Here is a 23,244-nt window from a genome sequence, read left to right on the forward strand (position 1 = left end):
ATCTCAGGTTGTTATGTTATATCAATTCCGGCTGCGCCGGAATGATATAGAGGAGACGGCTTGGCCTTTGTCCCTACCCCAGATTGATTGTAGGGACAAAGGCCAAGCCGTCTCCTCATTTTGGCAGCTAATAATTCCGATGCAGCCGGAATTGATATTAAATGACTTTGGCTGACTCATTATTAATCATACAGCACATTAGAGGTTTGTCAACCATTCTCAATAACAGGCAGGATGCCTGTTCCACCATAAAATTTATTCCTTGTGGAACAGGCATCTTGCTTGTTCGCTCAGAAGCTGAACTGAGTGCGAAGATTGCCCACAAACACGGTGGGATTGCTATCAAAATTGTTGGCATTAAAGATAGCGTAGAATGCCGGGACGATCGCAATATTATTAGTAATCGGGTAATAATACGAACCCTCTACCTCGTACTGAGTACCTCCATTGCCGCCGCCCGAGAGCAAGAACCTGCGACCCGAGATATAATCGTGGGGAACCACAAATGAAAGTACACCCAGCGCGCCCTTTTTTCCCAGATCCGGAAATCCAATGCCAACTTGAAAAGATTGTACTTTAATGTCTCCGCCAGAGCGATCGCGATTTACCGGATTTACCTCAAGCTGGCCGTAGGAATACCGCCCGAACAAACCAAAATTCCGGCTCAACAACCAATCAAAATTAACCACAAAAGTATCAGCACCGGAGTCTCTAACTCTTCCCCCAAAACCGTCATCCGCATAACCGTAAGGCAGCGGTTCGCCCACAGCACCGCCAATAAATCCATTATAAGGTTTGAGGCTCGATCGCGCGTAAATCAGCCGCAGATTGAAAGAATTGCTGGGGGCGTATTCCAACTGCGCTGTCATTGTGTTGGAACTGTTAAACAAACCATCCCTGGGATTGCTAGCAGTATTAAATACAGCAGGATTCAAAAATTCTGTATTTTCAGCCATATAAGCAGCCGTCAACTTCAGCGGCTTGGCAACTTGCCAACTGACAACAGCACCAGAACCGCGATCGACTGCATTTAACAGTGTACTTCCGTTCGAGTTAAAACTCGTTGCCCCTTTCAGATAAAATGTGAAACGGTTGCCATCAAAATATCGATAATAATTCAATCGCGGCCCGATCGCAACTTGGACTTTATCTCCGACGGGAAACGTGTAGGACATCTCGCGAATTCCCACAGCATTAGCCGTTGGCGCACCAGTTTGATCTAAAAAAGGACTTCCCCACGAGTTGTAAAAGCCCGCCGAAACTAATTCGTTTGCAGGCGAGTTGCCGTTGCCGAAAACCAACTGAGTTACCAGGGAATCTTTGCCAGTAAACGAAGTGTTTAGCGTCAGGAAAGCATAGTAACTAAAAGTAGTTTCAGGCTGCCCGCGCTCAACGCGAGTCGGTCGATTGTTAGCATCGCGAGTTGGGGCAGCAAACGGGCTTCCGGGGGCGGTGCGGCTGCGTTCTGCGGTGATATCGCCAGTCGGAAATGCTGAGGTGAGGTTGAACCAAACCGTCGCATTGAGTTTTGTGGTAGTTGAGAATTGATTCGATTCTAAATTCGCCGTGCGAGCTTCTAATACATCGATTCTACCGCGCAGCGTTGCTAGTTCTGCGGCAAATTCTTCTTGTAGTCTCTGGAGTTTCTGTAAATCCTCTTTTTTAACTAAATTCGAGGTTCCTGCTGTTACCAACTCAGCAACTTTATCGAGGCACGCATTCAAACCGGCGGCGAATTCGTAGCGAGTCATGGCTCGATTTGGGCGATAAGTGCCGTCGGGATATCCAGCTATGCAGCCGTAGCGTTCTACTAATGATTGCAGCGCGCCAAATGCCCAATCTGTGGGTTTAACGTCGCTGAGTTGAGAAACTGATGTGACTTGTTCCATCTCCGGCGAGGCGGAAGGATTGGTTGCTTCTAAGCTGTCTGCTTGGACTTGGGTGATGTTTGTCTGCGCTGGTTTTTCTGGGGTTTGAATTGATTCTGATAAGAGGTTTGATTCGCTGGTTTTTTGAGTTGCTGTATCTGTTGGTTGCAGATTATTTGGTTGGGAAGTTGCGGCGACTTCCGATTCTTTGTTTGTTGTTGGTTTCGCTGAAATATCGGCAGTTAGTTCTAGGGTTTGTGCAGGCTTTGTTTTTGTGGAATTTGGCTCTAGCGCAACTGGTAATGTACGGGATTGTTCTGTTGTTATATTTGTCTGGGTGACATCGTTTTGTTGAGAATTTACTGCTGTTTTTTCGCTGTTTGTTGTGAGGGAAATACTCTCGGCTTTTTCTGGCTTTTGTGGTTTGGCATCAGCGATTGTTTCTGGCGTTGATGCGGGATTTGCCGCTGTTTCAATTTGGGCGATCCTCTTCGAGGGCTTCGCTAACGCACTTTGTGACTGGGCGGCATCAACCAGCGGTAAGTCGCCTGGCGAGGCTATTATTTCTTGAGTTTTATTATAGGAAACTTCCGCAGCAGAGCTTGCCGGAGAATGCAGCAGGCTAATACAAAATAGTGAGGGTGTTGCTGTCACCAGGATTTGGAAATATAAAAATTTAGACATGAGCCTCACTTGGATTCAATACTGTACCAAAAGTAGCATTTTAGTGCCACTGTTTGCGCTGTGGTTTGGCATTGGTACGGTGCCAGCAATTCTGACGGCATTTTTGCGGGCATTTTCCCGCAGTTAACGTAGTGAGGACTTCAATCCTCTTTCCCAATTGCTGACTCAAGGCGAAACCGCGCAATCTCATAGATTTCTGTTAAAGCCTGCTGCATTTCAGTTTCTGGGGAATTGTTGAGGCGGCGCTCCAATGCTTCAAGAATGCTGGTTTTTGTGTGGTTTTTCACCGCCACAATGAAGGGAAAACCGAACTTTTCGCGGTACGATCGGTTGAGGGATTGCAAGCGATCGAACTCTGCGACAGATAGCCGATCCAAACCTGCGCCGGCTTGTTCGTTAACCGATGCTACAGCCATTTTTGCTTTGCTTCCCAAGTCCGGGTGTGCTTGAATTAATGCTAATTTTTCTTCCCCAGTCATGGAATTGACGACTGTTACCATTTTAGCGCGCAAGTCGGCTGTGGAGGCAAAAGGGCGATCGTCCCAAGTGCAACGGGCGACTGTGGGAGTGCGTTCAAAAATCGCGCCCAAGGCTTCTGTAAATGTCTCCTGGCTCATTTCGTTGAGTTCAATGAGAGAGTATTGCATTGCTAATTAAATTAATTAATACCATTTCTAAAAAATATTGCTACCAAAGAAGTTGGTCAGGTGCGTCGCTGTGAGATTGTCGATCTTTTTTAGGGATTTTCGATGGCGACGCACCCTACATCTACAAACTGTCAACTGTCAACTGTCAACTGTCAACTGTCAACTGTCAACTGTCAACTGTCAACTGTCAACTGTCAACTGTCAACTGTCAACTGACTTTAGTTTGTTCGACTTCGCCGTGGGCTTTTAGAAGTGCAGCAATTTTGTGGCGGATGATGATTCCCGGCTTATCTGTCAGCATATGTTGCTCTTGGGCGATGTCGAGCGGTACGTCCCAATCTGTTGTTTCTAAAATCCGCTTGTCTTCTAAAGTAACAGCGCGATCGAAGGCAATAATATCGCTGGTTTTTGCCTCATTTTCGGTATCGTTCCGGAGGCAAAACTGCACCATTTGAGAAGTCGCATCGTCAATCGGAGTCATGGTATTGACGATGATGTGAACGAGTCCGTTTGGGTAAGCAATCCGCAGCTTGACGGTAAACGGTAGAAACCAAATTCCGTCTATTGTCCGCACGGTTTCAGCTTGCTCTATGTTTAAGTTTTGCTGTTGTTCGGCGGGATTAGCGACACCCAAAACACTTCGGTAATGCAGTTCCCATTCTGTTTCTGTAAACTCCATCACATCGGGCGTGAGATGCTCTTCGCTGCCGAAAGTTGCGGTATGTACAAAAGTAGGATGAGCCATATCTAATTCGTTTTCCATCACCCGCAATCCCGCACAATTCCAAGGTTCGTAAAATTCGTGAATTTGGCGGTAGTTGGGGTCTGCTGCTTCGGGAATATTGGGAATCTCGGCGATTGGTTCGTCCAAACAAACCCAAACGTATCCGTAGCGATCGCAAGCCTGATAAGATTTTACTTTGTAGTTGCCAGAAATCGAGCCGTTTGGCTGTTGTGGAACGCTGACACAAGTTCCTGACGAGTTGAATGTCCAGCCGTGGTAAGCACAGGAAATGTTGCCGCTGACAACTTTTCCCAGGGAAAGTTTAGCAGTGCGGTGACAGCAGCGGTCTTCTACTGCTGCGGGTTGGCCTTCAGAATCGAGCCAAAGTGCGATCGGCTGACCTAATAATACAAAAGGTTTTGGTTCGCCTGACAATTCGGCGACGGGAATAACGGGATACCAGAAGCGTTTGAAAACAGGTTGTTTTGTGACTAACATGGTTTTTTTAATTTTAAATTAATTATTTGACATCTCCCCTCTTTAGTTAAAGCATGGTGCGTCGCTCCAACAATTTTGGATATTTACAAATATATAGCCTTTCTCAGATAGATGAGGTACAGTTGACAAATTGGTAATTGGTAATTGGTAATAGCTTGAGAGGGTACCTCACTTTCTTGAGAACTGCTATGGGCGATGCACCCTACCGCGATAAACACTGCGCCCTCAACTGTCAACTGTCAACTGTCAACTGTCAACTGTCAACTGTCAACTGTCAACTGTCAACTGTTTAATCAACTACCGCGATAGGTGCTGTACGACCAAGGCGAAACTAACAGCGGTACGTGATAGTGTGAGCTTGGGTCGGCGATGCCGAACTGAATTGGAACGCTGTCTAAAAAAGGCGGATCGGGCAAATTTTCGGCGGACTGCGCGAAGTATTCGCCAACAGCAAAGACTAATTCATAAATTCCCGGTTTGAACTCGTTTTCTGATAGTAGCGGAGCAGCGGTGCGGCCGTCAGCATTAGTTGTTACAGTTTTTAGCAGGATTTTGGCGCCGGAGTTGGGGTCAATTGATTGCAGGGCGATCGACATATTTGCCGCCGGACAGCCGCGGGCTGTGTCGAGAACGTGAGTAGTAAGTTTGCCTGACATTATTGTAAGGTTAAATGCTAATTTTTGATTGATTTTCCCGCTAGAAGATTGTGCTAGTGTAGGGGCCCTGCCATGATGACTTTGGCGATCGCATCTGTGACATCACTTGGCTGTTCCTTAGCCAGTTGTTCGTACCAAAGTTGTGTCACCTGCGGATCTTTGCCGTGAATTTGTTCGGCACGCTGGCGCGCTTTTTCGACAACTGCATTCGCCCGCTGCTTGCGCTCAGTTTCGTAGCGTTTGAGCGCGTATTCTACGCCTAAATTCGTAGTCGAAAGGTAGTTGCTGAGTACGAGTCCATCTTCCATGGCTTGACAGCCTCCCTGGCCCAAATCCGGGCAGGTAGCGTGGGCGGAATCTCCCAGCAAAGCAACTCTACCGCGAACGTAGGAGTCGATCGGGCCTACGTCGTGAATTTCCGGGCGGGCGACTGTATTGGGATCTAATCTTTCTATCAACAATTGCACTGGTTCGGCCCAACCTGCAAAATGTTCTTTAAGTTCGGCTTTGTAATTGTCGGGATTGGCGGGAGTTCCTGTGGGTAACGGAACATCAAAGAAAAAGTAAAAGCGATCGCCCGCTACGGGCATTAATGAGGCGCGCTTGCAGTCACCGACATAAATCGCCCAAGTATTTGGCGGCGCTAGTGCTTCATCCGCCGCTACTAGCCCGTTCCAATTGATATAACCGCCGTATTTCGGCTGTACTTCGCAGCCCAATACATAGGTTCGCAAAATTGAGCGAACGCCGTCAGCAGCCACCAACAAATCGCCGCGCGCTTTGTCTCCGTTCTCAAAAATTGCAGTTACTCCGGTTGCGTCTTCTTCCACGGCAATACATTTGCGATCGAGCTTGACTTCTCCCTTAAAAGCTGCTAATAACATTTGTTGTAAGTCGCGGCGCGCCACCGGATAAGGACGCTGACCGACTTGTTGAATTAGTGGCATTAAATCGATGTCATTTAGCAGTTGACCGATTTTGGTGCGGTATTCCATGCGCTCCATTTTTCCGCCAATTTGCGCCATCTTTTCGCCTAAACCAAGGCGGTTGAGAACTTTGACGCCGTTCGACCACATGGAGATACCAGCGCCTGCTGGACGCAGTTCTTTTACGCGATCGTAAATTGCAACTTCATAACCTGCTTGTTGGAGGGCGATACCGGCAGTTAAGCCACCAATTCCGGCACCGATAATGACAACTTTTAAGTCGTGCATTCTGTGTTTCTCCTGCTGAGTGACATCCTAATACTATTTTAGATTTTAGATTTTAGATTTTAGATTTTAGATTTTAGTATCAAGAATTACATCTTAAGTCGGTGAGTCAGATTTAATTTACTCGATTATCATCAAACAAACCCAACTGACGCACCCTACATAATTAATTGGGAATTAGCCTAAAAACTTGGTTAATTCACCGAGATTTTGCCCGATCGCATTTGTCCCGCGAATGTGAGATAGCGGAGAACCTCCATACAAAAAACTATCCAAGCTGACTTGATAATTTTGCTGCACGGCCAAATCCAGCCACAAATTCTTAAATCCCGCTCCCGTTTTGTAGTCGGGAATGTTATGCTGGTAGTAGGGAAAACTGTCAAGGCAAGTATTAAAAAAGTTCTTGCGGCCGCAATGCTTTAAATACTGATATCGCGGTTTGAATTCAGTTTTATTTTGCAATACTGTATGAATCGTATCCGCTAAGGATTCCGCGTCAAATTTGGAATAAAGACCCGCACCTTCCGGGAAAACGGGCGAGTTTCCTCGGGCGTATTGGTTGAATTCTTCAAAACAAATTACTGGTACGTTGCAACTCATGGCTTCGGTAATTCCCCGGTTTTTGCCTTCGAGAAGGGAACCCAGGACGAATGCTTGTGCCCGCGAATAATAGTTAGGGATTTCTTGATAGTAGTCAACTCGCGGCAGTAAGTTGATGTAGTCGGAGGTATTTCCTAAAATTGTTTCAACTTCGTGCAATTCTTTTAAGGCGTTCTCGTCGAGAGTTTTCAAGTTATTAACATCAAAGTCGTGACCGCTGACAACTGTTAATTTTATGAGTTTTTGCGGATACTTTTGCCGATAAATTTTTAAGGCTTTGGCAATCATCGGCAAGTTCTTTTCTTCGGAAAATCGGGCGACGGCGAGGAGGTCGATGTCTTTGGCGGGGACGTTGCGAGGGGAAATTAAGTATTCGTTGATGAAGTCGGTGTCTTGCAGTGGTATGATTGGTTTGTTGGCGCGATCGGGATATGTTTCGCGAAACCACTTGGCTCGCTGCGGGTTTTTGTATAAGCTGGAGTAGGCGTCGGCTACGGGTGCCCAGGAGTAGGAGGTTCCGGGGGAATAGGTGAAGGAATGAAATACTGAGGAAAGTTGGGGAAATAGTTTGTTTATCAGTTCGACTCCTTCGCTGAAGTAAATCCCTTTGATGAATTTTCCTTCGTAAAACAGCGGGGGAAGCAAGACGTAGAAACTGACTGTATCGAAGCGGTGGGGTTGGTCTTCAAATATCTCCCAGCTAAAGGCGTCTAAGTCTGCATAGATTTCGGCGATTGGTTTGTTGATGTGGGGGTTGCGTAAATAGGGTTTTTGGCGATCGTAGTTTCCGCGTACCATAGATTTTATTAGTGTGATTATTTAGCTTTTTTTATTTAACCGCAGAGGGCGCAGAGGGCGCAGAGAAGGAGAAGAGAGAGTTATTCACAAGTCTTCTAAAGGTTGTTCTGGTGATTCGTTGTCGCCAATTGTGAGGGCTAGTTGGTAGATTTGGCGGCGGGGGATGTTTGTTTGTTGGGCTAGCTGGCGGCTGGCTTGAGAACGACTTACACCTTCTGCAATTAATGTTTGCAATTCGGCTTTGATGGCGTCTTCTGAGAAAATTGGTGCGTTTGTTTGGATACCGGCAATCACTAGGGTGAATTCTCCTTGGGGTTCGCGTGTGGTGTAAAGTTCGATCGCACTTTCCATACTACCGCGCCAAAATTCTTCGTGCATTTTAGTCAACTCCCGCGCCAGTACAATCTGTCTGTCGCTTCCCAAGGTGTTTGCTAAATCTTGTAAAGTTTGCCGCAATCGGTGCGGAGATTCGTATAAGATAATAGTGCGCGATTCTATTTGCAAACTTTCTAAACTCCGCTGGCGTTCTTGACCTTTGGTGGGTAAAAATCCTTCAAACACAAATCTGTCTGTAGGTAATCCCGATGCACTTATCCCAACTATACAAGCGCTCGGGCCGGGAATCGGAATAATGTTAATATTAGCATCGGCGCAGGCTTTGACTAACTCGTATCCAGGGTCAGAAATTCCGGGCATTCCGGCGTCGGTGACGAGGGCGATACTTTTTCCTAACAGCAGTTTATCGATTAATTCCGGGAGTCGCTGGTGTTGGTTATGTTCGTGATAGCTGATTTGGGGCGTTTTTATTTGAAAGTGGTGTAAAAGTTTGCCCGTGTGGCGCGTGTCTTCGGCGGCGATGAAGTCTGCTGTTTGCAAAATTCGGATGGCGCGATATGTCATATCTTCGAGATTGCCGATCGGCGTTCCGACAATGTACAGTGTTCCTGTATTGGGATTTGGCTGCATTTTGATGTTTTTTATTTTTAACCGCAGATATAACACGGGCGGGACGCCCATGCCACAGATTTAAGAACCAATATCACAAGAAAAAATATCAGACAGATTATGAAGACTGGATTGTTTTTGGGATTGGCGACTTTGGATTTAATTTATTTAGCCTCCAAGCCTCCGGGGGAAAATCAGAAAGTTGTTGCTGTTGATTCTACCATTGCTGCGGGCGGGCCGGCGACAAATGCTGCGGTGGCTTTTAGCGGTTTGGGGAATGCGGCGGTGTTGGCGGGAGTTTTCGGTACTCACGCGATCGCCCAATTAATCCGTGCAGACTTAGCAGAGTACAATGTCAGGATAATGGATTTGCAGCCAGGGCGATCGCACTCTCCGCCAGTCTCTTCGATTATCGTAACTCAAGCAACGGGCGATCGGGCAGTAATCTCAGTGAATGCCACTAAATCTCAGGTTGACAGCCAAGCAATTAACCAGGATATTTTAACATCAGTTAATATCATACTGTTTGACGGACATCAAATCGCAGCCAGCCAAGAAATTGCTCAACTCGCCCAATCAAAAAACATTCCAATCGTACTAGACGGCGGCAGTTGGAAACCCGGATTAGAAAAAATATTGCCCTTCGTTGAATGGGTTGTGTGTTCGGATAACTTTCATCCGCCCGACTGCGACAATTCCCAACAAGTCTTTGCTTATCTCTCAGCAGCCGGAATTTCCAACATTGCCATCACACGCGGCGAAAAACCAATCCAATACTTGTGCAAAGGCAGTTTTGGTAGTGTAGAAGTGCCCCAAATACAAGCCGCAGACACATTAGGCGCCGGCGACATCTTTCACGGCGCTTTCTGTCACTACATTTTACAAAAAAACTTTACAAACGCCCTAAGCGCCGCAGCGAAGACAGCTTCCGATTCCTGCAAATATTTCGGAACCCGCCAATGGATAAAAAATCTGCAACCTTAACTTAAAATTAACAAAAAAATCCGGACAAAAGCGATCGCACCCAGAAAACTCAAACAGCCAACACTCGTTAAGCTAAAATAGTGATAGCAACCCTCTCTCTCTTTATTAGCGCCCGTGGAACAGGCGTCTCGCCTGTTTATTATCGCAGATTATAAAAAAACTCATTCACAAATCCAACCAGATTGCTATAGCCTTTCTCAAATAAGTGAGGTATGCCCTATGCCCTATGCCCTATGCCCACGCCCTACGATCGCCGCACTGTTACTGAGAAAGGCTATATATTAGTTAAGCAACTTCAAGCAAAACAAAACCACCCCAAAACAAAACACTCCAATCATGCCTGACACCCAACCCCTAACCATCACACTTCCCCCTTTGCGGATTACCCTCACAGAAGAACAACAGGTTAATCTAGAATGGCTGACACAAAACTTGCCCAATCTACTCGCAGCAGCGCCAAGCAAGCCAGAAGTCCCCGACAACCTGAAACAGTGGGTAGCAGCCAACAAACTATTAAATTTACCAGATGCAGACATCATTCAAGGCCTAATAAATACAGGCGTTGATGCCGAAACAGCAACCGCAGAAGTTACCAAAATATCCTCTCATCCGTACTTCCAAGCAGGCAGCCATTACGTACAGTTATTGCAGAAACTGGAATCGCAACTAACCATCAACAATCAATTAGCAGCCCTCTCTTCCAAGTTTGGCACAATCGAACGGAAAAGCAGTCTTTCTAGAGAGTATTTTCTCGAAAATTACTACGCAAAAAACACTCCGGTAATTATTACCAACATCATGCACAACTGGAAAGCCTTACAGTTGTGGACGCCAGAGTATTTGCAGGAAAAATACGGCGATGCAGAGGTGGAAATTCAAGCCAACCGCAATTCCGATCCGGATTACGAAATTAAGATACACAACCACAAAAAAACCGTTCAGTTCCGCGAATATATAGATATGGTCGTCAACGGCGGCCCTAGCAACGACTGCTACATGGTTGCTAACAACCAAACTCTGGAAAGAGAAGAATTTAAACCGCTATTCAACGACTTTGAAATTTTCCCAGAATATCTGACTCCCGACGATACCAAAGGCAGAATTTTCTTTTGGTTTGGCCCGAAAGGTACAATTACACCGCTACACCACGACCCGGTTAACTTAGTTTTAGCACAGGTATCGGGACGCAAATTAATTAAGTTGATTTGTCCGCAGCAAACACCTCTACTTTACAATCATGTCGGAGTTTTCAGCAAGGTTGACGGCGAAAATCCTGACTACGAAAAGTATCCGCTTTACAGAGAGGCGAAAATCATTGAGGTGATTTTGGAACCGGGAGAAGTTATTTTTATTCCTGTGGGTTGGTGGCATCACGTAAAATCCCTGGATGTGAGTATTTCGGTTTCGTTTACTAATTTTGTGTTTCCCAATTATTACGAATGGAAATATCCTCATATTAATTGGTCGTAGGTTGGGGTTTGCTTCACAAAAACCATTCCAAAATTCTGTAGATACTGTCTTGACAAGTCAAGAGGGGCGATTGCATAATTGAGGTAGAAAGGCTTTTGGGACTTAAAAACCCAAAAGCCAAATGCACCAACTAAAGTCTTCTCTTCATTCCTTGGGCTTGCCTTGGCAACTAGAATAACTTCTACCGCTATTTATTCAGCCGATACCATCATCCTGCATTCAGATCTCTATTCTCTCCCTCTGTGTCCTTTGTGTTCTCTGTGGTTAAATTATTCCCATACAACTCGAAACGATAATATTACTTTTACTAAAGAAGGACTAAAGTCCTCACTACGAACCTAGGATAATAGTTTTAATGCCGATATTGACCTATATATATGGCGGCACGGATTTCCATTATTTAATGATATGTCAAGTTGCAAAAAAAAGCAAGAGGCGAACTAAAAAAAAAGTTGCCCCAGCTTTAATAAAAAACTACCTTTGATTCCAAGCCGCCGCCGCATCAGTGACAGCTTCCTCTACTGGTTTTTCACCTAACATTGCCGCTTGCAAATTGTCATAACCTGCATTCAGATCTCTATTCTCTCCCTCTGTGTCCTCTGTGTTCTCTGTGGTTAAATTATTCCCATACAACTCGAAACGATAATATTAGTTTTCATAAAATAGTAGGGTGCGTCAGCCACTTCTGATTCCCCACCTGAAAATTAGGGCCCTCGCTGACGAACGCTACAATATTGCTGAATCGAGAAAAACGATCGCACTTGTCAACGCACAACCGTCTCAAAAATGGGGGTTAGCGCTACAAAATCGTCAAATAGGTTTCAGTCGGACTGATGGGTAAAGGTTTCAAGATTTGATTTTGCAAGTCTATTTCCAATCCCAATGATTCTAAAGGTATGACACCCAAAAGTGCATCATTACCTCCCGGTAACTCCAAGCACTCGAAAGTGCCTTCCCGGTCAAACATTGATATTTTAGCATCTTGAAAAATGCGGGCTTTGCCAATACCCATTGCTGTTGCTACGTCTACTTCTTTGAGGAGTTTTAGTCCCAGTTTGGCGATCGCCTCTTTTGGCAGACACAAGGTAGTAGCCCCTGTGTCCACCAATACGTTTTTGAGGACGATCGACCGAATTTGGTCTTCTAGAATCGTCCCATCTTCTGCCCGAATTTGGTCGGCTCGATTAACGATTGTCAGAGTGGCAAAAACTTTTCCCATTGGATTGCTGTTTTTAATTTGCATAGTTGCCTCCTGCGGTAGCGTCGGAGTTATTACCTAGTTTAATTATAACTTATATGCAGGAGCGATCGCACGGGTTTCTCGTGAGCAATCTATATCAAATCCGATACCATCGTCTTGCATTCAGATCTCTATTCTCTCTCTCTGTGTCCTCTGTGTTCTCTGCGGTTAAATCACCTGACCATACAACCGGAAACGATAATATTAGTTGTACTAAAGAAGGACTAAAGTCCTCACTACGAACCTAGGATGATAATTTTAATGCTGATATTGACTTATATATATGGCGACACGGATTTCCATTATTTAATGATATGTCAAGTTGCAAAAAAAAGCAAGGGGCGAACTAAAAAAAAAGTTGCCCCAGCTTTAATAAAAAACTACCTTTGATTCCAAGCCTCCGCCGCATCAGTGACAGCTTGCTCTACTGGTTTTTCGCCTAACATTGCCGCTTGCAAATTGTCATAAATTGCCTTTTGCAACTTCTTAACATCCTTGAGAGGCGGAATCAACAACTCGGCTTTGTCCAACCCAGAAGCGCTGATAATCCTAGCTCGATCGCTCGAAGCAGCATCGGCAGGAACGCTCTTAAAATAACCGTCCTGCAAAGTCTCAATCGTGGAAGGCAAAACATTAGCAGCCTTCGCAAAAGCTAACTGATTTTGAGAATTAGTTACGTACAAAGCAAACTTGACAGCATCATCAGGCCGCTTGCTATCGCGAGGGATAACTAAATTCATTACTGCCACAGTTTTCTTGCCAGTTTCTCCGGTAATTTGAGGCGCAGCAGTTGAAACAGCACCAATACTCGGAGCATTCTCGGCGATCGCCTTTAAAAACTGAGGCCCGGAACCCAACAAAGCAGTTTCTCCAGCTTGATAAAGCTCGATCGCCCTGCGGTGTCCCTGCACCAAAACATCCTGCGGTAACAGCCCGCCCTTGTACAAATCAACCCAATACTGAAAAACAGCTTTGCCCTTAGCTGTATTAAAAGCAGCCTTACCTTGAGCGTCCACCAAAGGCACACCCATCTGCACGAAAGATTGCAACACTTCCGCCGAATCCTCCGGTACAAAAGTCGCAAAAAAAGCAAACTTACCAGTTTTCTCTTTTACCTGTTTTGCAACAGTTGCCAACTCGGCATAGGTAGCCGGAGGCTTGGTAATTCCAGCTTTTTTAAACAAATCCGTATTGTAAATAGTTACCGGAGTTGTAAGATACCAAGGAATGCCAAAAGTCTTGCCCTCAAGTACACTAGCTTTCCAGATATTTGGCAGATAGCTCGATCGCACTTGCTGCGAAATCCGCGAGTCCAAATCCAGCCAAGCATTGCGCCCAGCCAACAGCGAAGCAAAATCAGGATTCAGGTTCACCACATCCGGCGCAGTTTTCGCCGACACAGCCCCCAAAATCTTGCTTTCCATCGCCGACCAAGGCACGTCCACCCAGCGCACCTTCACTCCCGGATTTTCGGCTTCAAAACCGGCGATCGTCTTGTTGAAATACTCAGTAAACTGAGGTTGCAGTTGCATAGTCCAAAACTCGATCGCGTCCGCATTCTTGGTCTGGGAATTAACAGCCGGCTTGCTGCAACTTACCACCGCAGCCAGCAGCAGCCCCACCAGCCCAAAAACAGCGAACAGTTGCCAAGATTTACGTTTCATAGAAATAAATTTTGAGATTCAAGGTTAGCTAAGGAGAAAACAAGCATCGCCCTCCCAAAGCCCTCCTGGGCTCAAGCGCCAGAGTTTTGTGTGCGGGCCCGGGAGGGAGAGAGTCGGTTTTGCTGCATAACCGGCAGGTTTTCGGTCGATCGAGTTTAAATTTGTTGACATTCGCAACAGAATAGCTATTGTCAAGTAAATTGGATAGCATAAAATCGAAACTGGCGATCGCGCCACAAAGACTGTGCAGCGCAGAATCAGGCGGGATACCGAGATCGCAGCGATCGCAGTATCGGCGGGAGTTGGAAACCAATCTTCCAACAGCCAACGGCCCAATCAGGCTGGCAAGCGTACAACATAAAAAAATACCAATTACCGACGACCCAATCCTATGGTTAACTTTTTCAAAGGTCTACTTTCCCCACGCCAGCCTGGAATCGGGATCGAAATAGCCCCAGATCGCATCAACATCATTCAGATCGAAAAGAAAGCTCAGGCATTAAAATTGGGTCTCCTAGCCTCAATGGAAGTACCAGAAGACATCATACAAGAAGGGCAAATAGTCGATCCGCCGGGAATGGCAGAACTAATACGTGCCCTCCTCGCCGAAAACAAAATCAAAGCCAAGAAAGTAGCCACAGCCATTCCCGGCCGCGAAGCCGTGATCAGGCTAATTCCAGTTCCCGCAGAACTCAACGAAGAAGAACTCCGGGATTACATGAACGCAGAAGCAGGGCTGTACTTACCGTTTCCCAGAGAAGACGCCGACGTAGACTATCAAAAAATAGGCCTATTTGTAGATGACGACGGCGTAGAAAAAGTGCAAGTGGTATTAGTCGCAACCCGCAGAGAAGTTACCGATACCTACATCGAAACCTTCAAAGAAGCCGGACTGATTATAGACGTGCTAGAAGTAACCAGCTTTGCCCTGATCCGCACCCTCAAAGACCAACTGCAACAATTTTCATCCCAAGAAGCCGCAGTCCTCACAGACATAGAATTTGACAGTACCGAGTTAGCTATAGTAGTGGACGGCATACCGCAATTTAACCGTACTATCCCGATCGGCACCTACCAAATCCAGACCGCCCTCAACCAAGCCATGAACCTGCCTCCCACCAGAGACACCAGCGAACTGCAAGGCATGACCCTACCAGTCACAGACACAATGGGCGCATCGGGAGACACCAATCCCGGCACCAATGCGATGATTAAAGTATTGGGAGAACTAGCAGACGAACTGCGCCGTTCAGTAGACTTTTACCTCAACCAGAGCGAAGAACTCGAAGTAGCGCAACTGTTGCTAGCAGGGCCAGGAGCTGCGATCGGCAAACTTGACGAATTTTTCATGCAAAGATTAAGCTTGCCGGCATCTCAAGTAGACCCAATCGAAACCCTAGGACTCGAAATCAGCGAAGAAATTAGCCCAGAACAGCGAGCAGGCTTAGGAGTAGCCTTAGGTTTAGGACTCAGGGAGGTAATGTGACCTAAGAGTTTTAGATAATAGAAAAACAGATTTGAGAATTTTAGGAAAAAGCTTCTTCCGCAAAAAGAAGCCCCCTGATACAGAAGGTAGAATATTGGAGGTAAAAGGTAAAAGGTAAAAGGTAGAATATCGGAGGTAGAAGCAACCACTTCCTTCAGTAGAAGGCAGAAAGTTGTTTCTTTCTTCCCTAAATAAATCCTTCACTTATACCGGCAATCTGGCGCTCTGTCTAAAATCTAAAATTTCAAATTAAAATCTATAGCAACAGCCAAGACGGTTGGGACGTTCTTAATTGCTCAAACCATGCGGCAGATTGCACCTTCCACAGGATTTCCTCCTTCTTCCTTCTTCCTTCTTTTTACCTTGAGCCAAGCCTTTCATGCCTTCTTCCTTCTTCCTTCTTCCTTCTTCCTTCTTCCTTCTTCCTTCTTCCTTCTGCTATAAAATCCAGTGAAGCCATGTACAGCCTAGATATTAATTTTCTCAACGATCGCCCCGACTACAAACCAGTCACAGCAGCCAAAAGCTCAGCTAGAAGAAGTTCCGGGGGAGCCAAAGACCAACTGCCCCTAATTGGGGCGGGGCTGTTTGCCTTGGGTCTCAATGCCGCCGTCATGGGCGCCTGGTGGTGGGCGACCAGCCAAAATAGCAGCTTGGCTACAGAACAAGCAAACATCGAACAAGAACTGGCAAGGTTAAGCACTCAAGCCAACGCCATCAAAGCCATCAACGCCGAAACCGACAAAGTTACCGCCGAATACAAAGCATTAGCCGGAGTATTCGACCAAATTAAACCTTGGTCGGCGATGCTGCAAGACCTGAGTGCCCGCACTCCCGCCGGACTGCAAATTGCCAAAATCGAGCAAATCGACCCCAGTCCCGCCCCCGTTGCAGCAGCACCCCCTCCCCCCGCGGCAACTCCCGCCGCATCCCCCGGCGCGAGTCCATCCCCCGGCGCGAGTCCATCCCCAGCCAGCCCCACCCCGGTGGCTGCTCCTATCCCAGTCGCCCCGCCACAGGCGGCAAAAGTACAAATTTCAGGGATAGCCAGTACCTTTGCTCAAGTTAACGACTTTATGCTTCTAGTCCAGCGCTCTCCTTTCTTCCTCAACACCGATACCAAACTGGTAGCGGCCACATTAAAAAGCAACCCCACGCAATTACAAGTGCGGAACCCAAACGCAGCAGCAGCAGAACTTCCCAAACTGCGGCCGGTGGTGGAATATAAAATTGAAACAACGCTCAGCCCGACTGGCGCCTCCGAGTTGCTCCCCGAGCTGCGGAGCAAGCAAGCAGACGGGCTAGCAATACGGATAGAAACACTTCAAGAAAAAGGAGTGCTAGAACCAGAAAAAACAGAGGTGAAAAAACCATGACAGCAGAGTTTATTCCCAGCGGGGCACAAGCAGAAGAAGCAGGGACTCAGGAAATATTTGGCATTAAGCTGACACCCCAAGTCCAAGCAATAGGCATCGCGGTTCTCGGCCTCGGAATAGCCGGCTACGTCGGCTCCCAGTTCGTACTCCCGGAATTCCAAAAAAGCGACGAAATTAAACAAAAAATTGCCGCCAGCAAGAAAACGCAAGTCGAATTGCAAACTCTAATTCTCAAAAAGTCAGAAGCACAAGCAAAGCAAGAAGAAGCCAAACAGCGCCGGGCCAACGTGACGGCAATGTTTGCTAGCGACGCAGGCTCTAACACGCTGCTGCTTGACATGAACCAACTGGTTAATCGCATCAACGCCGGCGTGCAAGGGGACGACCTCAAGGCTAAAATTACCAAATTTGAGCCGGATGTCCCGCCAGCAGGAGCACCAGCACCCGTGCCGGGAGCTCCCGACCCTGATATTCTCAGCGATACGTCCTTCGGGCCGTCCCTGGCTGGCAAGCTCAGACGCAAAAAATATAAGGTAGAGTTTGAAGGCAGTTTCGCTCAAACCCGCAATTTCATGCGTAACTTGGAGTTGATGCAGTCGCTGTTGGTAGTGAGGAATTTGAAATCTGAATTGCTAACATCAACTCAGTCTATGCAAATAGATTTTTTGAAGGGAAGAATAGTCCCTGTGGAGCAGCCACAAACTAAAATTAAAACGGCTTTTGACTTGCACGCGCTGCTGCCGTTAAAGCAAGAAGAAAAACTGCCAACTCCGGCTCCAAGTCCTGCTGCTAAGTAGCCGTATTATTGCTGATATTAGCTCTTTTTTGAAAGTTGCTTTTTCAGCAGGAGGTAGAAGATAGAACGCCAAAATATGAATGCCGCGAACAAAAATATATGGCAATCTAAAATTAGGCTTTTTGCCGAATTCATTCTAACTTCTTCCTTCAAACACAGGCTCGAATCGAGAAGATATAGCCTTCGTTTCAGTAAGATGATGTGCCCATAGGGCTCCGTGGGCATCGGCCTTCCCAGGGCATGGGGCATTGGGCATTGGACATTAGTAGGCCCTCACCAATAACCAATAACTAATAACCAATAACCTATGCCCCATGCCCCATGCCCCATGCCCCATGCCCCATGCCCCATGCCCCATGCCCCATGCCCATAAATAATAAAGTGTAGAGGAGAGAACGTGAAACAGCATCTACGGTTAAGTGGAGGACTCTTGAGCAGCGTTGCCGGAGTTATGCTCGCCCAAGCGCCAGTCTCGGCAGCGCCGACTAAAGTCACAGGAGTGCAAGTAAGTCAAGCTAATAATGGCGTAAATATTGTCCTAGCTACCGAAAAGGGCGATCGCCCGCAAGTTTTTGGCATCAACAGCGGCAATACCTACCAAGCCACGATTACCAACACCCAGCTCCGCCTGCGCCAAGGCAACAGCTTCCGGCAAGATAACCCAGCTCCGGGCATTTCCTCAGTAGAAATCACCCAGCTAGAAGCTAACAGCATCCGCGTTGTAGTGGCAGGAACCAACGGAATTCCCAACGGACAATTTGTGCCCGGACAAGGCCAAAGCATCGTCCTAAGCGTTGCCGGACAGGGCGGGACAGCGCAGTCTGCCCCAGCAACACAGGCTGCATTGCCCTCGCTAAACCAAGCCCAAAATGTACCTCCGCCACCTCCAGGACTGCCGCTGAGCCCAACAACTTCCCGGCCGGCCCCCGTCCGCACGTCGCAAACCCCGGGCGTGATGCTGCAAAATCCCGAAGTTACTATTACTAGGAACGATCGCCCGCCCCTCCCCAGCGAAATACAATCTCAGAACAATCAAGCTCCGTCTTTCCAGCCGCGGGCTGTAGCGCCGCCCTTGGGAGATATCGCAGTTTCTAACATCGCGCCGGCTGGGGCAAGTATTGAACTAAGTTCGGGAGAACGCATCCCCCGTTTGGTGCTGCGCGATGCCCCAGTCCGCGACGTTTTAGCTCTGCTGGCCAGGGCTGCGGGATTGAACATTGCTTTTACAGGCGGCGGGGCCCCCGGCCAACCAGGCCAAGCCGCTCCGGCGGCCGCACCGGGAGCAGCAGGAGCATCTGATGAAGGGCCGAAGATTTCCTTGGACATCGAAAATGAGTCGGTGCAAGATGTTTTCAACTACGTGCTGCGGATCAGCGGGCTGCAAGCCAACCGCGTCGGGCGCACGATTTTTGTCGGTTCTAATTTGCCTCTAGACTCGCGCAATATTATCGTTCGGACGCTGCGACTCAATCAAGTCAGATCTACGGATGCAGCTAACTTTTTGAGCGCTCAAGGTGCGGAAACTCAACTCCCGATTACTCGGGTGACTATTCAAACCGTGGGCCAGGGAAATGCGGCGCGGGATGTGGAAATTCGGGAACCGGACATTAAGGCGATCGGCGCTAAGGATGGCAACGGGCCGCTCTTGCTGAGGGGACTGTCGGTGCTGGCGGATGCGAGGCTCAATTCCATCACTTTGGTGGGCGACCCCCGCAAAGTTGATATTGCGGTAGCTTTCTTGACTCAGCTAGATTTGCGCCGCCGTCAAGTGGCTGTCAACGTCAAGGTGATCGATGTCAACTTGCTGGGAAACAACAGAAGTAGCAGCAGTTTCTCTTTCGGAATTAATAACAATTTCTTTGTCAATCAGGACGGAGTAGCAAGTCTCAATTTTGGTGGCTTGCGGCCGGCTACAGTCGGTGATGTCAACAATCCCAACAATCGATCGACTCCGCCGATCGTCCCCAACCCCATAGGAGCCGTGGAGCCTATCTACGATCAGAGGGGCAATTTAATCAACGTGCCTCTAACAGGGACTCCTACCTACGATCGGAATGGCAATTTAATCAACGTACCTAACAGTGGCGGGGTGTTCCTCCGCCCGACAGCAATTACTGGTAACCCCGGACGAGTTGGGGTTGAAACTTACGAGCCTGGCCCGGGTGGCAGTGCGACTTTCGCCCTGTTCCCGCTGTTGCAATATCCGAGGAGGTTCCTGTCGGCGTTGCAGGCAACTATTGAAACCCGGAATGCCAAAATCCTCACCGATCCAACTCTGGTGGTTCAAGAAGGAGAAACGGCGAATGTGAATATTACTGATGAGATAATTACTAACATCACTCAGCAAACGCAGACCACGGGAAATACAAGTACCACAACCACGACGGCAGTGAAAGATAAGGCCGGTTTGCAGTTGGGGGTGGCGATCGATCGGGTTGACGATAATGGCTTTGTTTCTTTGCGGGTGAACCCGATTATCAGGACACCGGGCTCCACTCGAGATCTGGCCACGGGCGCGAACACCAATCAGATAACGCTGCTGGGCGAGCGATCGTTGCAATCGGGGCTAATTCGCCTGCGGGACGGTCAAACTTTGATTGTTTCGGGGATTATCCGCGACGAAGAACGGATTACAGCAAACAAGATTCCGATTTTGGGAGATTTGCCGATTATCGGTTCGCTGTTCAGGAGCACCACTAAGGATAACCAGCGGGCAGAGTTGATTGTATTGCTGACTCCCCAGATTTTGGATGATAGCGATCGATCGAACTTTGGCTACCAAAACAACATCAGTCCCGACGCCCGCCAACTGTTGCAGCGCAGTCAACCCGTCCAGCCCAGACAGTAGGCATGGGGCATCGGGCATCGGGCATCGGGCAAAGAGGGCATCGGGATGAAGGAAGAGGTGTCAACTTAAGGTCAAAAGTCGTGCCGGTCTGCTGTCTGACGATTTGCCGAGTCTAGATCCCCCCTAACCCCCCTTAACAAGGGGGGGACAAGAGCGTCGTCCAACTCCCCCGACTATCCGGGAGAGAAGAGCGTCGTCCAACTCCCCCGACTATCCGGGAGAGAAGAGCGTCGTCCAACTCCCCCGACTATCCGGGGAGAGGGACAGGATTCTTCTCAAAGTCAACCCCTACTCCCCTTCTTAAGGGGGATTTAGGGGGATCGAGACTCGGCTATAAACGAGAGATACAAACGACTATCCGGGGAGAGGGACAGGATTCTTCTCAAAGTCAACCCCTACTCCCCTTCTTAAGGGGGATTTAGGGGGATCGGGCCTCGGCTATAAACGAGAGATAGAGATACAAAGGTTTTTAGGCGATTGGTGACACGAATGGGAAGAGAGAAGAGGTTCGAGGAAAAGAAATATTTCTTTTCCCCTTGACAATTCAGACTTTATTCCTTTTAATTCACCTTCTTTCTCTCAGAAGCAATCAGGAATCAGGAAAAAAAGTTTTGTTTAACCCTTGACAAATGACATTTTATTCCTGCTATTTTTACTTATTTTCAAATTTCAAATCCACGGAGGCAAGAAATCTTCTCTCCAAAGAGGTATTTTTTTACCTAAATTTAGGTATTAATTCTAAAAATTGTCCGAATCCATATAAATTAAAGGTTCCACCGATCCATAAGGGTCGGCAAGACTTTAGAATAATGCAGTGAAAATTAGATGCTGTCGGGTTTTCAGCAACTAAAAACAAAAATTCCTTTTCTGACCAATTACCCTAGGGTAATTAGTATTCAGCAGGAGTTCTTAATTGGGGAAGCGGGCTGGAGTAATAGGGGATAACCCAAACGCTCTCAACCCAAACTCCAATACAGTTACAACTCACAGCTAATAGTTGAACTCTGTTTAACGTATTTTGCAAATCCCAGAAGGAGTTCTGAATGAACAAAGGTGAATTGGTTGATGTAGTGGCCGAAAATGCTAGTGTCACGAAAAAACAGGCAGATGCCGTTTTGAGTGCAGCCTTGGAAGCAATCATGAAAGCTGTCTCCGACGGCGACAAGGTGACATTGGTCGGTTTTGGCTCGTTTGAGTCGCGGGAACGCAAGGCCCGGGAGGGTCGCAATCCCAAAACTGGCGACAAGATGGAAATCCCGGCAACTAAAGTTCCTGCATTTTCCGCAGGTAAGTTGTTTAAGGACAGAGTTGCACCGCCGAAAGAACCCAAAATTTAATTGGTGAACTGAGTCTTGATTAGACCTGTACACGGTGGGAATTTAGCTTGGGCAGCCGCATTGGCTGGCTGCCCTCCCTCTGCTATTCTCGATTTTTCTGCCAGTATCAGTCCTTTGGGCCCTCCTGAGTCTGCCCTGGCTGCGATTCAAGCTCATTTGAGCAGTCTCACGGCTTACCCAGACCCGGATTATGGAGAGCTCCGGACTGCTTTGGGTGAGGCATTGAATGTTGATCCGGATTGGATTTTGCCGGGGAATGGATCGGCGGAATTGTTGACTTGGGCGGCTTGGGATTTGTCGAAGCTGGAGGCGACTTATTTGGTGACTCCGGCTTTTGGCGATTACTGGCGAGCTCTTTCGGCTTTCGGCGCGCAGGTGCTCGATTGTCCTTTGGATCTGAAATCGTTGAACTGGGAGACTGGTAACGGGTTAGTAGCGGATGATTTATCGGTTTCTAACGGTTCCCTTGTCTCTCCTTCTTTCCCTCTCCCGGTTCCTCTTGCTCTCGGTGCCGATCGAGCTTTGTTGCTAAACAACCCTCACAATCCTACGGGTTTGCTCTTCGGTAGGGAGGCGATTCGGCCTTATTTGGAGCAGTTGGGTATGGTGGTGGTGGATGAGGCCTTTATGGACTTTCTACCGCCAGCAGAGCAGCAAAGTTCGATCGCTCTAGTTGAGGAATTTCCGAATTTGGTGATTTTACGATCGCTCACCAAATTCTATTCTCTGCCGGGACTGCGGATGGGATGTGCGATCGCCCATCCCGACATCCTGCGTCGCTGGCAGTTGCTGCGCGATCCTTGGCCTGTGAATGCCTTGGCTGCGGCGGCGGCTGCTGCTATGGTGCGAGATACCGCTTTTGAGCGGCAAACTTGGGATTGGCTGCCCGTGGCTCGGCGAGAGCTGTTTGAGGGTTTGGCTGATTTACCCGGTTTGCGGCCAATGGCTGGGGCGGCTAATTTCTTGTTAGTTGAGTCGTCGGTGTCGGTGGCTGCAATTCAAAAAAGTCTGTTGCAACAACACCGGATTTTGATTCGGGATTGTTTGAGTTTTCCTGAGTTGGGCGATCGATTTTTCCGAGTCGCCGTGCGCGATCGGGTGGACAATCTGCGACTGATTGCTGGACTTGCCGATGTGATTAGGAATGGCAATTTAATAACTTAATCGACTTGCTTGTTACCAGGCTCTGCCTCCTTTTACTTCCCAGAGTATAGGAGAGAGGACTGTAGGAGCTGTTTAAATTATTAAATTTTCGTTCCTTAGCTGTTAACTCGGAAATTCATCTCACGTCATAATCTTTGATTTTGGCGTGAAATGAATGCCAGAAGAGCGGGCGAATGGAATTCGCGCCTATACAGACAAAACCCGCCTCCGCGGGTTGAAGAGTGGGCCGTTGAAATTACGTTGTTTTC

General features: G+C 47.7%; 20 protein-coding genes. 10 read left to right on the forward strand and 10 right to left on the reverse strand.

Translation table 11 applies throughout. The annotated features are described in order from the left end of the window. Nucleotides 1-13 precede the first annotated feature (13 nt). A complete protein-coding gene (locus JGK07_RS15115) occupies nucleotides 14-175 on the forward strand; it encodes a hypothetical protein (RefSeq protein WP_293182059.1) in 162 nt (53 codons plus the stop codon). A gap of 115 nt (nucleotides 176-290) precedes the next feature. On the opposite strand, the gene JGK07_RS15120 is transcribed toward JGK07_RS15115, so the two are convergent. After that, nucleotides 291-2,552, reverse strand: coding sequence for an iron uptake porin (locus tag JGK07_RS15120; protein ID WP_293242408.1), 2,262 nt, complete (start codon nucleotides 2,550-2,552; stop codon nucleotides 291-293). On the opposite strand from JGK07_RS15120, the gene JGK07_RS15125 reads away from it, so the two are divergent. Next, nucleotides 2,551-2,679: a hypothetical protein gene (locus tag JGK07_RS15125; protein ID WP_293182062.1), complete on the forward strand. Its 129-nt coding sequence runs from the start codon at nucleotides 2,551-2,553 to the stop codon at nucleotides 2,677-2,679. The genes JGK07_RS15120 and JGK07_RS15125 overlap by 2 nt on opposite strands. A 13-nt stretch (nucleotides 2,680-2,692) precedes the next feature. Here JGK07_RS15125 and uraD read toward each other — a convergent pair whose 3' ends face one another. From uraD to rsmI, 6 genes are all read right to left on the reverse strand, one after another. Beyond that, on the reverse strand, nucleotides 2,693-3,199 hold the full coding sequence (gene uraD / locus JGK07_RS15130; RefSeq protein ID WP_293242406.1) for a 2-oxo-4-hydroxy-4-carboxy-5-ureidoimidazoline decarboxylase: 507 nt from the start codon (nucleotides 3,197-3,199) through the stop codon (nucleotides 2,693-2,695). A gap of 208 nt (nucleotides 3,200-3,407) precedes the next feature. Then, a complete protein-coding gene (locus JGK07_RS15135; RefSeq protein ID WP_293182066.1) occupies nucleotides 3,408-4,421 on the reverse strand; it encodes an aromatic ring-hydroxylating dioxygenase subunit alpha in 1,014 nt (337 codons plus the stop codon). A gap of 293 nt (nucleotides 4,422-4,714) precedes the next feature. Then, nucleotides 4,715-5,077 carry a hydroxyisourate hydrolase gene (gene uraH / locus JGK07_RS15140; RefSeq protein ID WP_293242403.1) on the reverse strand — a complete coding sequence of 121 codons (363 nt, stop codon included), beginning with the start codon at nucleotides 5,075-5,077 and terminating at the stop codon, nucleotides 4,715-4,717. A 53-nt stretch (nucleotides 5,078-5,130) separates the two neighbouring features. Then, complete coding sequence (gene hpxO / locus JGK07_RS15145; RefSeq protein ID WP_293242400.1) at nucleotides 5,131-6,291, reverse strand: FAD-dependent urate hydroxylase HpxO; 1,161 nt, start codon at nucleotides 6,289-6,291, stop codon at nucleotides 5,131-5,133. 174 nt (nucleotides 6,292-6,465) lie between these two features. Then, nucleotides 6,466-7,686, reverse strand: a complete 1,221-nt coding sequence (locus tag JGK07_RS15150) for a glycosyltransferase (RefSeq protein ID WP_293182072.1) — start codon at nucleotides 7,684-7,686, stop codon at nucleotides 6,466-6,468. Between the two features lie 84 nt (nucleotides 7,687-7,770). Next, complete coding sequence (rsmI, locus tag JGK07_RS15155; RefSeq protein WP_293242397.1) at nucleotides 7,771-8,652, reverse strand: 16S rRNA (cytidine(1402)-2'-O)-methyltransferase; 882 nt, start codon at nucleotides 8,650-8,652, stop codon at nucleotides 7,771-7,773. Nucleotides 8,653-8,751: 99 nt separating this feature from the next. Here rsmI and JGK07_RS15160 point away from each other — a divergent pair, with 99 nt between their 5' ends. Both JGK07_RS15160 and JGK07_RS15165 read left to right on the forward strand, forming a co-directional pair. Then, the gene (locus tag JGK07_RS15160) at nucleotides 8,752-9,615 is read left to right on the forward strand and encodes a sugar kinase (RefSeq protein WP_293242394.1); all 864 of its coding nucleotides are present in this window, start codon (nucleotides 8,752-8,754) and stop codon (nucleotides 9,613-9,615) included. A 336-nt stretch (nucleotides 9,616-9,951) separates the two neighbouring features. Continuing rightward, the gene (locus tag JGK07_RS15165; RefSeq protein WP_293182078.1) at nucleotides 9,952-11,085 is read left to right on the forward strand and encodes a cupin-like domain-containing protein; all 1,134 of its coding nucleotides are present in this window, start codon (nucleotides 9,952-9,954) and stop codon (nucleotides 11,083-11,085) included. Between the two features lie 799 nt (nucleotides 11,086-11,884). On the opposite strand, the gene JGK07_RS15170 is transcribed toward JGK07_RS15165, so the two are convergent. From JGK07_RS15170 to JGK07_RS15180, 3 genes are all read right to left on the reverse strand, one after another. Continuing rightward, the gene (locus tag JGK07_RS15170; RefSeq protein ID WP_293191551.1) at nucleotides 11,885-12,328 is read right to left on the reverse strand and encodes a retroviral-like aspartic protease family protein; all 444 of its coding nucleotides are present in this window, start codon (nucleotides 12,326-12,328) and stop codon (nucleotides 11,885-11,887) included. A 377-nt stretch (nucleotides 12,329-12,705) separates the two neighbouring features. Continuing rightward, nucleotides 12,706-13,989: a sugar ABC transporter substrate-binding protein gene (locus tag JGK07_RS15175; RefSeq protein WP_293242391.1), complete on the reverse strand. Its 1,284-nt coding sequence runs from the start codon at nucleotides 13,987-13,989 to the stop codon at nucleotides 12,706-12,708. 24 nt (nucleotides 13,990-14,013) lie between these two features. Next, the gene (locus JGK07_RS15180; protein WP_293182084.1) at nucleotides 14,014-14,310 is read right to left on the reverse strand and encodes a hypothetical protein; all 297 of its coding nucleotides are present in this window, start codon (nucleotides 14,308-14,310) and stop codon (nucleotides 14,014-14,016) included. Between the two features lie 70 nt (nucleotides 14,311-14,380). On the opposite strand from JGK07_RS15180, the gene pilM reads away from it, so the two are divergent. From pilM to cobD, 6 genes are all read left to right on the forward strand, one after another. Further along, on the forward strand, nucleotides 14,381-15,475 hold the full coding sequence (gene pilM / locus JGK07_RS15185) for a type IV pilus assembly protein PilM (protein ID WP_293211418.1): 1,095 nt from the start codon (nucleotides 14,381-14,383) through the stop codon (nucleotides 15,473-15,475). A gap of 458 nt (nucleotides 15,476-15,933) precedes the next feature. Next, complete coding sequence (locus JGK07_RS15190) at nucleotides 15,934-16,851, forward strand: PilN domain-containing protein (RefSeq protein WP_293182088.1); 918 nt, start codon at nucleotides 15,934-15,936, stop codon at nucleotides 16,849-16,851. After that, nucleotides 16,848-17,648, forward strand: a complete 801-nt coding sequence (locus tag JGK07_RS15195) for a pilus assembly protein PilO (RefSeq protein ID WP_293182090.1) — start codon at nucleotides 16,848-16,850, stop codon at nucleotides 17,646-17,648. The genes JGK07_RS15190 and JGK07_RS15195 overlap by 4 nt, the downstream gene beginning before the upstream one ends. A 396-nt stretch (nucleotides 17,649-18,044) precedes the next feature. After that, entirely contained in the window at nucleotides 18,045-20,495 is a 2,451-nt protein-coding gene (locus tag JGK07_RS15200; RefSeq protein ID WP_293242388.1) for a type IV pilus secretin family protein, read from the forward strand. A gap of 1,043 nt (nucleotides 20,496-21,538) precedes the next feature. Continuing rightward, a complete protein-coding gene (locus JGK07_RS15205) occupies nucleotides 21,539-21,832 on the forward strand; it encodes an HU family DNA-binding protein (RefSeq protein WP_293148925.1) in 294 nt (97 codons plus the stop codon). Nucleotides 21,833-21,847: 15 nt separating this feature from the next. Next, nucleotides 21,848-22,996: a threonine-phosphate decarboxylase CobD gene (gene cobD / locus JGK07_RS15210; protein ID WP_293224965.1), complete on the forward strand. Its 1,149-nt coding sequence runs from the start codon at nucleotides 21,848-21,850 to the stop codon at nucleotides 22,994-22,996. The last annotated feature ends 248 nt before the right edge of the window (nucleotides 22,997-23,244 follow it).

The organism is Microcoleus sp. PH2017_24_DOB_U_A, from assembly GCF_020738205.1.
GTDB lineage: Bacteria > Cyanobacteriota > Cyanobacteriia > Cyanobacteriales > Microcoleaceae > Microcoleus.